Below are 12,294 nucleotides of genomic sequence, written 5' to 3'. Positions count from 1 at the left end.
TGCCGATTGGCCTATGCAGAATTCATCGTTGCCTTAGCCTTGGGTGCGATCGCGAAACAGGGGAAGGTAATCGCGGCTCTCTGTCCCCAGCCAGCGATCCCAAAAGGTGAAATAGAGGCCATAGTTACAGCGAAACTGACTATGGTGCAAACTGTGGTGGGTGGCGCCAATCAACCACTGTCCCAACCAATGCTCGGCAAAGCCACGGGGATAAATCTCTAAATTCAAATGGTTAATCACACTGGAGACCGTCATCAGGCTGAGCTGAATCACGATCGCGTAGGGGTGCAGCGGCACAAGCACAATAATCAGCGGCAGGAAAATGGCCTGTAGAAGCGCTTCCCACGGGTGAAATGAAAAGGCCGTCCAAGGCGAGGCCACAATGCTATGGTGATGCACCCGATGGACACGGCGATAAATTTTCGGTTGGTGCATCCAGCGATGGAGCCAATAGTAATAGGTTTCGTGGAGCAGCAGCACAAGGCCAATACTCAAGGGAAAGTAAATGTAGTCCCAGAGGGAATTTAACTCCAGATAAACCGCTGTCCAGCCCCGCTGCCACATCACTGCGGCGATCGCCCCCGCCAATGCAAAAATAGCCGCTGTCACCAACGACCAGCCAAACTCCTGCCAAAACTGTCCCCGCTGGTAGGGGCGCAAATTGACCCGCCGTTTCCTCAGGGGCGTCCAGCGAGCCACCACATATACAAGTGAAAAAAAGCCGGCCACCAGCACGAGGCGGCTGACCACCATCAAAAACATGACCCCAACCATAATGCCAAAGAGGCGGGGGTCACTGAGGTTGTAGGGAATCATGCAAACAAGTGCTAAATGCGTCCCCTAGACCCAGCCCAACCAGTGGAGCAAGCCCTCTCCTGTCCAATATTCCCATAACAAAAGAGCCACAAGACCGACCATAGCAGCACGACCATTGATCCGCTCAGCAAAGGTATTAAAGCCGTACTTGGGGGTTTCCAGTTTTGGGGTGCGGCTTGGCTCCGTGGGAGTGGCCATGGATTACTCCTGTTCGTCTTCGTTTTCTTCTTCAGCTTCAGGGAAGTAGAAGCCTTGGGCGCGCTCGGTCAAAATAGACTTGCCAATGGAAAGGGCACGTTGCGCTTGAAGGGCAGCTTGGCGCTTCCAGACCGCACGACGCATACTACGCTTGGACTTCGAGGTTTTCTTCTTGGGGCAGGCCATGATGATCCCTAGGACTAACTTTCGCAATCTACTAGTGTATCCCAAACGCTTCCCTAGGGCAACCACCGCTCCCCCCTATGGAGGGCAATGTTCCTCTTTTTGCCCAAAAAACTATCACAGAGGGACACCACCCTTGTAATATCAGTAAGGGAATACTGAACCACCCCATCAGGGGATGTCCACTTCTACGAGCAAAGGGAATCGTCAGCTATGAGCAGTAAGCCAGACCGTGTGGTTCTCATCGGCGTTGCTGGAGACTCCGGCTGTGGTAAATCAACGTTTTTGCGCCGACTGGCCGATCTGTTTGGCGAAGAGTTTATGACTGTGATTTGCTTGGATGACTATCACAGTCTGGATCGCAAGCAGCGGAAAGAAACGGGGATTACGGCTCTTGATCCCCGCGCCAACAACTTTGATCTGATGTATGAGCAGATCAAAGCTCTCAAAAATGGCGAATCAATCATGAAACCCATCTACAACCACGAAACGGGGACGATTGACCCGCCAGAGAGGGTTGATCCCAACCACGTGATTGTGATTGAAGGGCTGCATCCCCTTTACGATGAACGGGTGCGATCGCTGATTGACTTTAGTGTCTATCTCGACATCAGCGACGATGTAAAAATTGCTTGGAAGATCAAGCGCGACATGGCCGAGCGGGGTCACAGCTACGAAGACGTGATTGCCTCCATCAATGCCCGTCGCCCCGACTTCATGGCCTATATCGATCCCCAAAAGCAGTACGCTGACGTGGTCTTGCAAATTCTGCCGACCCAGTTGGTCAAAGAGGAAAAAGTCGGCAATATCCTGCGGGTACGGATGCTGCAACGGGAAGGCATCCCCGGCTTTGAGCCAGTCTATCTTTTTGATGAAGGCTCCACGATTACTTGGATTCCCTGCGGTCGTAAGCTCACCTGCTCTTATCCGGGCATCCGCCTCAGCTACGGGCCTGATGAATACTATGGTCACCCCGTTTCGGTGTTAGAAGTGGACGGTCGCTTTGAAAAACTCGATGAACTGATCTACATCGAAAGCCACCTGAGCAATACCTCCACCAAGCACTATGGTGAAATGACGGAACTGCTGCTGAAGCACCGTGACTATCCGGGTTCCGATAATGGTTCGGGTCTGTTCCAAGTGCTGACGGGGCTGAAAATGCGGGCGACCTATGAGCGCTTGACCTCGCGGGATGTGGCCACTGTCACCAACCGCTAATTTGGCCTGCCACATTGAGGGCACTGATGCAACCGCACCATCGATCGCTATGGTCATCGTTTTTGGTCTTTATCCTCTGCTGGTTGGTTCTCACCTGTGGCCAGCCAGCCTTCGCTGCCGATAGCGATGACCTGATCTTTGTCCCCCGCCAAGCCCAGAGTGTCCTCAAGCTCAATCAACGTCCCAGTAGCGATCCGTTGCGTTTTTTGTGGGAGCGTTTTGGGGTATCCCAACTGGCTGATTGGGGCTGGTCGTGGTCTGAGGTCAGTACTTGGGTGGGAGAGGGGGTGACGGTTGCCCAGTTCCCCTGTCCTGAAGTGTGTCCATCTCCGCGGCAGTTGTGGATTCTGCCCCTGAAGCGGCCAGATGCAGCAACGGCTTTCTTAGAGACCTACTGGCAGAGCCATCCTTTTGAGGCGCAAGTCTATCAAAATATCCCCCTCCAAGTGGGTAAGGACTTGGTGACGGCACGGCTGGGCGATCGCCTGCTCCTCGCTGCCGATGTGGAGACCATGATCGCTAGCTTGGGGTCAGCAGTAACCGCGGATGGCAATCTGGCGGGTTTGAGCTTTTATCAAGCGGCGCGATCTCAATTAGACGCTCAACCTACGGCCCTCTACTATGCCAACCTGCAATCCCTAAGTCGTGAGGATCGTGAACTGGCACCCACCTACGATCGCCTGCTGTTGGCCGTGAAGGCGCAAAACAACGAGCTGCATCTGGAAACGCTGCTGCACCGCACCAGTGATCCGACATTGGCTGCTGATCCCCTTGACCTTGAGTTCCGCCGTGCCCAAGAATCGCTGCCGACGGTGGTGGTTGCGGGTTCCCACTTGCCAGAGGGCTATAGCCAACTCACTGAGGCTTTGGCGGATTACCGTTTTGGCAGAACGCCCCAAGGGGATGAGATTGCCAGCCAACTGCTGCGGGATTTGACGGCAGAGATACCGCTGGACGTGACGAGGCAAATTTTTCCCTTGGCCAGCGATCGCTTTAGCCTTGCCCTTTGGCGCCAAGGCGATGAACAGTGGCAATGGTGGTGGCAGACGCGCAATACCCCAGAGGCGGCAACTGTGCTGCAACAATTGGATGATCTTGCCCGAGCCAATGGCTATGAGGTGAATCGCTTGGTCTTGAATAAAGAACCCGTCACTGCTTGGGTGAAATTAATTCTTGACCCACAGACCAGTGAAGGCTTGGTCTCTGATGTGGCCGCGGCCTATGAGCAACGGGGCGATCGCCTGATCTTGGCCTCCTCCCTATCGGTACTGTTCCCTAGCCAGCATAAAAAGGTGTCTTGGCTGCCGGAGAACCTCCTGCGACAGCGGCAAGGGATTCGTGGGTTGGTCTATGCCCGTTGGCCAGAGCTATTTGCTCCCTTGAGCCAGCGTTGGCCGCTACTTCAGTATCTCAATGGCATCAGTGCCGGCTGGCTGGAACGTCTGCAAAGCATGACTTTGGTGAATTATGGCGTGCGCGATCGCTTGCAACACCTAGAACTGATTCTCAGCAGCAAAAAAGATTAGAACTGTTAACAAATCCTTAATACGCCTGTTATCAATTGTTGTACTGCCCTGGCTCAGGATTGGGTAAAGTAGGGAGTATTATGTTTGCAGACTGGGGTAAATATGACATCAGTCCTCGATGCGACCACTCGCGATCGCTTGATTGAAAGTGAAAGTTTAGCAGCCCGCACCCTACAGGCACGTTTGCGACTGGTGGAAGAGGTCTTGGTAGATGTCTTGGCGGCAGAATCCGGTCAAGAATTGGTTGATCTGTTGCGGCGCTTGGGTGCCCTCTCTTCGCCAGAAGGCCATGCGCTCCATGCCCCAGAAGGGGAACTGCTCAAGGTCATTGAATCCCTCGAACTCAATCAAGCGATCAGAGCAGCGCGTGCTTTTAACCTCTACTTTCAAATTATCAACATTGTCGAGCAGCACTACGAGCAACAATACAATCGCGAACGAGCTGCCCAAGAGGGACTGTGCCGCCGCAGTGTCATGAGTGAACCGATTTCCGGTGTCAGTGGTGAAGGCTTTCCCTTGCCCCATCATGCTGCCAATGCAACGGACGTGCGCAGTGGACCGAGTGAACGCCTAGAGCATAGTCTCTACGAAGCCATTCCCGCCACTCAGCAGTATGGTTCCTTTGCTTGGCTTTTTCCGCGGCTGCATACACTGAATGTACCGCCGCGCCATATTCAAAAGCTGCTGGATCAACTCGACATCAAGCTGGTCTTCACCGCTCACCCGACAGAGATTGTGCGGCAAACGATTCGCGATAAGCAGCGGCGGGTTGCCCGCTTACTCGAGCAACTGGATGTGCTAGAGGGGGCTTCTCCGCACCTGACAGACTGGAATGCCCAAACCCTGCGGGCACAACTGATGGAAGAAATTCGCCTCTGGTGGCGCACCGATGAACTGCACCAATTTAAGCCAGAGGTTCTCGATGAGGTGGAATACACGCTCCACTACTTCAAAGAGGTGATTTTTGCCGTCATTCCCAAGCTCTATCGCCGCCTTGAGCAATCGCTCCATGAAACATTTCCCTATTTGCAGCCCCCGCGGCACAATTTCTGTCGCTTTGGCTCTTGGGTGGGGGGCGATCGCGATGGCAATCCCTACGTCAAACCAGAAGTAACGTGGCAAACCGCCTGCTATCAGCGCAACCTAGTTCTTGAGGAATATATTAAATCCGTTGAGCGGTTGATTAATCTGCTGAGCTTGTCCCTGCACTGGTGTGATGTGCTGCCGGATTTACTGGATTCCCTTGAGCAGGATCAACGGCAACTCCCTAGCGTCTATGACCAGTATGCCGTGCGCTATCGGCAGGAACCCTACCGTCTGAAACTCACCTATGTGCTCAAACGGCTGCAAAATACCCGCGATCGCAACCGAGCGCTGCAAACCTACTGTATTCGCCGCCATGAGGCCGAAGATCTCAACAGTGGTCAATTTTATCGCCATGGTCAAGATTTTTTAGCGGAGCTGCTGCTAATTCAGCGCAACCTCAAGGAAACGGGACTGGCCTGCCGCGAACTGGATGATTTGATTTGCCAAGTCGAGGTTTTTGGCTTTAATTTGGCAGCCTTGGATATTCGCCAAGAAAGCACCTGTCACGCTGAGGCGCTTAATGAAATTACCGCCTATTTGGGCATTCTCCCCTGTCCCTATACGGAATTGTCGGAAACGGAACGCACTCGCTGGCTCCTCAGTGAACTCTCAACCCGTCGCCCCTTGATTCCGGGGGAACTCCCCTTTAGCGATCGCACCAATGAAATCATTGAAACGTTCCGCATGGTGCGGCAACTTCAGCAAGAGTTTGGCACGGATTTGTGCAATACCTACATCATCAGCATGAGCCACGAGGTCAGCGATCTGTTGGAGGTGCTCCTCTTTGCCAAGGAGGCGGGGCTATTCGACCCAGCTACCGGGACAAGTACCCTTCAGGCCATTCCCTTGTTTGAAACCGTTGAGGATCTCAAGCACGCCCCAGCGGTGTTGACGGAATTATTTTCTCTCCCCTTTTGCCACAGCTATCTAGGCAGTCATAGCACTCCCTTTTTACAGGAAGTGATGCTGGGGTATTCCGACAGCAACAAAGATTCGGGCTTCCTCAGCAGCAACTGGGAAATTTATAAAGCACAGCAACGGCTACAAAAAATTGCTGAAAACTTTGGCTTCCAACTGCGGATTTTCCACGGCCGGGGTGGCTCTGTGGGACGGGGGGGTGGGCCTGCCTACGCAGCCATTTTGGCACAGCCAGAGCAAACGATCAAAGGACGAATCAAGATTACGGAGCAGGGCGAGGTGCTGGCCTCTAAATACTCATTGCCGGAATTGGCGCTCTTTAACCTCGAAACAGTGGCGACAGCGGTGATCCAAGCGAGTTTGCTGCGCAGTAGTATTGATGAAATTGAGCCTTGGCACGAGATTATGGAGGAGTTGGCCACGCGATCGCGCCAATGCTATCGTCATCTCATCTATGAGCAGCCAGAATTCATTGAGTTCTTTAACGAAGTTACTCCGATTCAAGAAATTAGCCAACTGCAAATTAGCTCCCGACCCACGCGGCGGGGAGGTAAGAAAACCCTTGAGAGTTTGCGGGCAATTCCTTGGGTCTTTAGTTGGACGCAAACCCGTTTCCTACTGCCGGCTTGGTATGGTGTGGGCACTGCCCTGAAGGAATTCCTTGAGGAAAAACCCGCTGAGCATCTCTCCCTGTTGCGCTACTTCTACTACAAATGGCCCTTTTTCCGCATGGTGATCTCCAAAGTTGAGATGACCCTTGCCAAAGTGGATCTAGAGATTGCCCGCTACTATGTCCAAGAACTCAGCCAACCCCAAAACTGTGAAGCCTTTTTCCGCCTCTACGATCAGATTGCTCAGGAACATCGCCTGACCACGGAACTGGTGCTCACGATTACTGGCCATGAGCGGCTGCTCGATGGCGATCCGGCGCTCCAGCGATCGGTGCAACTGCGCAATCGCACCATTGTTCCCTTGGGGTTCCTGCAAGTATCTCTCCTGAAACGGCTACGCCAGCACAACAGCCAAACCACCTCTGGGGCGATTCTCCGCTCCCGCTATGGCCGGGGTGAGTTGCTGCGGGGCGCTCTCTTGACGATCAATGGTGTGGCGGCAGGTATGCGCAATACGGGCTAAACAATCATGAACCCGACGACTCGCACATTAACACCATCCCCGCTGCACTTCCGCATTGAGGACTATCACCGTTTAGCTGAACTCGGCTTTTTGGGCGAGGATGATCCCATCGAATTAGTGCGGGGGGAACTGATTAAGATGGCGGCTAAGGGGACAGCCCACGAAACCTGTATCACCCGACTCCTGCGGGTCTTAATGCCAATGGTGGGTGAGCGGGCAACCCTACGCTGTCAATCGCCGATTGTAATTGCAGATCACAGTGAACCTGAGCCAGACATTACCCTTGTTGACAATCGGGAGGATGATTACGCCACGGCGCATCCGACAGCAGCGGCAGTGCAATTGCTAATTGAGGTGGCGGACTCTTCCCTAGAGTACGATCGCACTGTGAAATTGATGCTCTATGCCGAGGCAGGGATTCCCCACTACTGGCTTTTTAACTTGGTGGATCGCACTCTCGAAGCCTATAGTGAACCAGCGCAAATTACACCGACAACCTTTGGGTATTTGAATCGGCGAATTGTGCCCGCGACGGGAGCGATCGCCCTGCCGATCACTGAACAACGGCTCCCCTTGAGTCGTATTTTCCCCTAGACTTCTGCAAAAACCGTTAATAGTGGCTGTTTTGGGAAAGACCCTTGATATAATCGCAACGACTCTTTTATTGACGACGCTATGAGCCACTGGCAACAGATTACGGGTGGTGTGACTGCCGCCAAAGGCTATCGAGCTGCGGGCATTGCGGCAGGACTGAAGGCTTCGGGGGCACCGGATTTGGCCTTGATTGTTTCCGATGTGCCGGCGATCGCCGCTGGGGTATTTACGACAAACCATATGTGTGCGGCACCTGTCACCTACTGTCGTCAGCGGTTACAAACGAAGGGAACAGCGCAGGCGATTTTGTGTAATTCCGGTCAGGCCAATGCGGCTACGGGAGAACAGGGCTGGCAGGCGGTTTTCGCCCAAGCAGATATGGTGGCAACGGCCTTGGGGGTAAGTCCAGAGATGGTGCTCGTGGCTTCGACGGGGGTCATTGGTCAACCCATTCCTCTTGAGAAAATGCGCCAAGCTCTACCGACACTGACAGCGAACTTGAGTGATGCAGGTGGAGATGCCGCGGCGCGGGCGATTATGACCACAGACTTGGTGCCCAAGCAAATTGCCCTTGAGGCGCTATGGGAGGGGCAGCCCATTCGCATTGGTGGCATGGCCAAGGGGTCAGGGATGATTCACCCGAATCTGGCGACGATGCTGGCCTTTATTACCTGTGATGCTGCTGTGTCGCCCCCTCTGTGGCAGGAGATGCTGCAACGTGCCTGCGATCGCTCCTTCAATCAAATTACCGTTGATGGCGATACCAGCACCAATGACAGTGTGATTGCTTTGGCCAATGGACAATCGCGCACCCCTGCGATTACGGCGCCGGGCGCAGCGGCCAGCCGCCTTGAGGAAATGTTAACGGCGGTCTGTGTCCATTTAGCCAAGGCGATCGCCCGTGATGGCGAGGGGGCGACCTGTCTCATTGAAGTTCAGGTGAGTGGTGCTAGTGATGATGCCGCTGCCCGTCAAGTGGCCAGAACCATTGCGGGTTCAATGCTTGTCAAATCAGCCATCTATGGACGGGATCCCAACTGGGGACGCATTGCCGCCGCTGCTGGCCGCGCTGGGGTGCCCTTTGATGCCAGTAATCTGGCCATTTCCCTTGGGGGGATTGCCATGATGCGCCAAGGTCAACCCTTACCCTTCGATCGCGCCGCTGCCAATGCCTACTTAGTCAATCAAGCCGCCGCTAGTAGCGATCCCAGTGGCCAGCAGTCCCTCGAACAGCCGGTGGTGATTGAAGTCAGTATTGGTCATGGCAGTGGTCGAGGTGTCGCTTGGGGCTGTGACCTCAGCTATGATTACGTTAAAATTAATGCCGAGTACACCACCTAGTCCTACAGCTGGGCAACGAACACAGGGCTGTCCCCACGCCGCCGGCCTTAATGAAAATTTTAATTGTTGAAGACGATCAAACCATCGCCAACTTAATTGCCGAATCCCTAGCCCATCAGCGCTACACCCCTGAAGTGGTACATGATGCCGAATCAGCTCTTGAGTATTTAGAGGCCACTGCCTTTGACCTACTGATTTTAGATCTGGGCTTACCGCGCATGGACGGCCTAAGACTATGCCAAATCCTTCGCCAGAGAGCCTACCAGCTGCCTATTTTGATCCTAACGGCTCGAGATACCAGTACTGACAAAGTCATGGGTCTTGATGCCGGCGCCGATGACTACCTAGTCAAGCCCTTTGATCTGGCTGAACTGTTGGCCAGGGTACGTGCCCTACTGAGGCGTCAGTCGTTACCATTTTCCTCTGTTCTTAGGTGGGGCGCCCTCACCCTGTATCTAGACAAAGCCAAAGTCACCTATAACAACCAAGAGCTCCAGCTGACCCCCAAAGAGTATGCCATTTTGGAGGTGTTGTTGCGTAACGGCAGTCGCATCCTTAGCCGCTCAGCAATTATCGATCATGCGTGGTCATTGGAGGAAGTGCCAGGGGAAGAAGCCGTTAAAGTACACTTAAAGAGACTGCGGCACAAACTGAACGCAGGCGGGGCTCCTCCTAATTTTATTGAAACTGTCTATGGTTTTGGCTATCGGCTTAATCCCAACTTTGAATCGCCGAGTTAGCAATCTGCGGCATCGCCTATTTTTTATATACTTTTTGGTGATTACTGGAATTTTATCTATCTCTTCATTCTCAATTTACTCTCTGATTGTTTATCACCGCTACAATCAACTCGACGATCATCTAAAAGAAGTAGGCACCCAGTCTGCAAATATCTTGGAAATCCTGCAGCACGAGTATGAAGAGTTAAAGAAAGAACCAAAATATAAAGGGTATGTTCCTAAAAATGTTTCAGGAGACTTGCAACCAATTACAGTTTCTCAATTAATGGGCAAGTATTATTTTGAGTCTGTCTATGAAGTCATGACAAACTTCCCCAGTCATTTTTCTCAGAGTGTTCAATGGTATGACAAGGATAGGAAATTAATTGTTTATGAAGGCAGAAGGATGGACAAAGTGAGTATACCGAATCATCTTTCTGACGCTGGAACAATTGTCAAAGAAGATCAATATCGCTATTTCTTTCTGCCGGTATATGCCAGAGCAAACAAAATGGAGCCTCATCGCCAAGCCATTGGCTATGTCTGTGTCATAGAATCAACCGCTGAGGTAGATCGGGAGCTAGAATACTTAAAATCTATCTTTCTATTAAATATTCTCGGCATTAGTATGATTACGCTTTTGGCAGCATTTTGGTTAACTAATCAAAGTCTTCAACCGATTCTCATTTCACTCAATCAATTGAAACAATTCACTGCAGATGCTTCCCATCAATTGCGACATCCCCTAACGGCAATTCAATCTTCGATTTCCTTGCTAGAGCAATACTCCAAGAATCTTGAACCATCCCAATCAAATAAATTCAAAGTAATTTTATCCGCCTGTTACCAGATGAATACCTTGATCAATCAGCTATTGCTCTTAGCGCGTATGGATCATCATAAACTTGATCAGAGTCAATGGGTCAATCTTGACTTGGATGAGCTATTGGAGTCACTCGTTGAGCTACAGTACGATCGCGCTAAGAAAAAACAGATTCATCTGACCTATCACTGTGATACCAATGCCTATGTCTATGGCAATCCTGAACAAATTTATGAGATTTTTAGCAATCTTTTGGATAATGCGCTTCACTATACCCCTAGCCATGGGGCTGTAACCATTAACCTCAAAAAAAGGGGGGCGTTTGCGATTGTTGAGGTTCAGGATACTGGCATCGGTATTCCTCCCGAAGACATCTGCCGAGTGTTTAATCGCTTTTGGCGTTCTCAGGAGGCACAGTTGTACCATGCCCAAGGCTCAGGGCTAGGTTTAGCAGTGGTGAAGGCGCTTGTTGAGCACTATGAGGGCACGGTAGACGTCCAGAGTCAGCGGCATCAGGGAACCACATTTACAGTCAAGCTCCCCGCACGCTCCTAAGTATAGCAACCTTCCCTAGATTGTTACTTTTCTTGAGCACAATCATGGGGTAAAAGCCCATTGAACAAGGAGCAACCTATGAATAGTTACGGTTCAAAAGCCCTCTGCCTATTTGTCTCCCTAGGATTGGCAAGCACAATGGCGAGTTGCAGCAATCTCAGTGCCGGTGGTGAAGAGGGAGGGGTGTCCTATGAGTTTCCAGCGCCGGCTGCCAGTGCTTCTGCTGTCGCTGCTACGAAAAACCGAACCATTGGCTCCAGCATTTACCTGATGGCCGAAGGAGGTGAATGGGGCGAAGGCGAGGAAGGTGGAGAGGGTCGTTATCGACGCCGACGCTGGTGGTCCTATTCCCATTCGTAAAGTTAGAGCAGGAAGTCCGAATTCCGAGGTGAGGAATCTACAACCTTCAGGCCGGGGAGGATGTTAACCTTGTTTTTCCTCCCCCCAAGTTGCTGTCTTTATGGGTCAGCCCCTAGGAAAGCGAGCCAATGCTACTGCAAGTCCATCAAGTCTTAACCTCTGAAGAACTGCATCGCCTAAATGCCATCCTTGAGTCAGGGGTCTTTGTAGATGGCAAATTGACTGCCGGGCTCTATGCAAGAACGGTTAAAGACAATCAACAATTGGCGCAAGACAGTGAAGCGTATGCGCTGGCTTCAGAAATCGTGCTTGCAGCCTTAACAAGGAATCATCTCTTCCAAGCCTATGTACAACCTAAGGTCATCCGTCCCATCCTTTTTAGCCGCTACGAACCCGGCATGGTCTATGGCAGCCATATGGATAATGCCCTAATGGGTAGCGGTGAGCAGTTGAGTCGCTCTGATGTGTCCCTCACCCTCTTTCTGAGTGATCCTTGTACCTATGAAGGGGGAGCCTTGGTTCTCGATACCAGTTTGGGCGAACAGTCCTTTAGGTTGTCTGCGGGCTCAATGATTGCGTATCCAGCCATCTTTTTGCATCGAGTGGAACCACTGAGTCAGGGTGTTCGCCTTGTAGCAGTCACATGGGTGCAAAGTTTAGTTCGAGATCCCTTGGAACGAGAACTGCTGTTTGAACTGGATACTGTTCGTCGCAGCATTTTTGAAAAACAGGGAAAAACCATTGAGTTTGACCTGCTTTGCAAGGTGCACGCCAATTTACTGCGCAAATGGGCAGATGTTTAAGCCAAGGTATTCCTTTCAGG

Annotated in this window: 12 protein-coding genes; 9 read left to right on the top strand and 3 right to left on the bottom strand. The window is 52.0% G+C overall.

What is annotated here, in order from left to right; all coding sequences use genetic code 11:
- Nucleotides 1-33 precede the first annotated feature (33 nt).
- Genes crtG through RHJ80_RS06625 form a run of 3 tightly spaced genes read right to left on the bottom strand, consistent with a single transcriptional unit; the run spans nucleotide 34 to nucleotide 1,200 of the window.
- Nucleotides 34-816, bottom strand: a complete 783-nt coding sequence (gene crtG / locus RHJ80_RS06635) for a 2,2'-beta-hydroxylase CrtG (protein WP_302676412.1) — start codon at nucleotides 814-816, stop codon at nucleotides 34-36.
- Between the two features lie 24 nt (nucleotides 817-840).
- Complete coding sequence (locus tag RHJ80_RS06630; RefSeq protein WP_149818048.1) at nucleotides 841-1,014, bottom strand: hypothetical protein; 174 nt, start codon at nucleotides 1,012-1,014, stop codon at nucleotides 841-843.
- A gap of 3 nt (nucleotides 1,015-1,017) precedes the next feature.
- On the bottom strand, nucleotides 1,018-1,200 hold the full coding sequence (locus RHJ80_RS06625; RefSeq protein WP_024124949.1) for a 50S ribosomal protein L32: 183 nt from the start codon (nucleotides 1,198-1,200) through the stop codon (nucleotides 1,018-1,020).
- Between the two features lie 210 nt (nucleotides 1,201-1,410).
- On the opposite strand from RHJ80_RS06625, the gene RHJ80_RS06620 reads away from it, so the two are divergent.
- The 9 genes from RHJ80_RS06620 to RHJ80_RS06580 all read left to right on the top strand — a co-directional run bounded on the left by RHJ80_RS06620 (nucleotide 1,411) and on the right by RHJ80_RS06580 (nucleotide 12,274).
- Nucleotides 1,411-2,415, top strand: a complete 1,005-nt coding sequence (locus RHJ80_RS06620) for a phosphoribulokinase (protein WP_149818046.1) — start codon at nucleotides 1,411-1,413, stop codon at nucleotides 2,413-2,415.
- Nucleotides 2,416-2,441: 26 nt separating this feature from the next.
- On the top strand, nucleotides 2,442-3,941 hold the full coding sequence (locus tag RHJ80_RS06615) for a DUF3352 domain-containing protein (RefSeq protein ID WP_310800617.1): 1,500 nt from the start codon (nucleotides 2,442-2,444) through the stop codon (nucleotides 3,939-3,941).
- 102 nt (nucleotides 3,942-4,043) lie between these two features.
- A complete protein-coding gene (ppc, locus tag RHJ80_RS06610; RefSeq protein ID WP_310800616.1) occupies nucleotides 4,044-7,079 on the top strand; it encodes a phosphoenolpyruvate carboxylase in 3,036 nt (1,011 codons plus the stop codon).
- 6 nt (nucleotides 7,080-7,085) lie between these two features.
- Entirely contained in the window at nucleotides 7,086-7,673 is a 588-nt protein-coding gene (locus tag RHJ80_RS06605; protein WP_206199485.1) for a Uma2 family endonuclease, read from the top strand.
- 81 nt (nucleotides 7,674-7,754) lie between these two features.
- The gene (gene argJ, locus RHJ80_RS06600) at nucleotides 7,755-9,014 is read left to right on the top strand and encodes a bifunctional glutamate N-acetyltransferase/amino-acid acetyltransferase ArgJ (RefSeq protein WP_310800615.1); all 1,260 of its coding nucleotides are present in this window, start codon (nucleotides 7,755-7,757) and stop codon (nucleotides 9,012-9,014) included.
- A 50-nt stretch (nucleotides 9,015-9,064) separates the two neighbouring features.
- Nucleotides 9,065-9,754 (top strand): response regulator transcription factor, encoded by a 690-nt coding sequence (locus RHJ80_RS06595; RefSeq protein ID WP_149818035.1) that lies wholly within the window; start codon nucleotides 9,065-9,067, stop codon nucleotides 9,752-9,754.
- Nucleotides 9,708-11,111, top strand: a complete 1,404-nt coding sequence (locus tag RHJ80_RS06590) for a HAMP domain-containing sensor histidine kinase (protein WP_310800614.1) — start codon at nucleotides 9,708-9,710, stop codon at nucleotides 11,109-11,111. The genes RHJ80_RS06595 and RHJ80_RS06590 overlap by 47 nt, the downstream gene beginning before the upstream one ends.
- A gap of 138 nt (nucleotides 11,112-11,249) precedes the next feature.
- Entirely contained in the window at nucleotides 11,250-11,471 is a 222-nt protein-coding gene (locus RHJ80_RS06585) for a hypothetical protein (protein ID WP_310800613.1), read from the top strand.
- Nucleotides 11,472-11,599: 128 nt separating this feature from the next.
- Entirely contained in the window at nucleotides 11,600-12,274 is a 675-nt protein-coding gene (locus tag RHJ80_RS06580; protein ID WP_310800612.1) for a Fe2+-dependent dioxygenase, read from the top strand.
- Nucleotides 12,275-12,294: the final 20 nt, after the last annotated feature.

The sequence above is a fragment of the Thermosynechococcus sp. QS41 genome (assembly GCF_031583515.1).
In the GTDB taxonomy this organism is placed as follows: Bacteria; Cyanobacteriota; Cyanobacteriia; order Thermosynechococcales; family Thermosynechococcaceae; genus Thermosynechococcus.
Note: the sequence above shows the minus strand (reverse complement) of the source record. Positions and strands in the feature narration are given on the sequence as shown.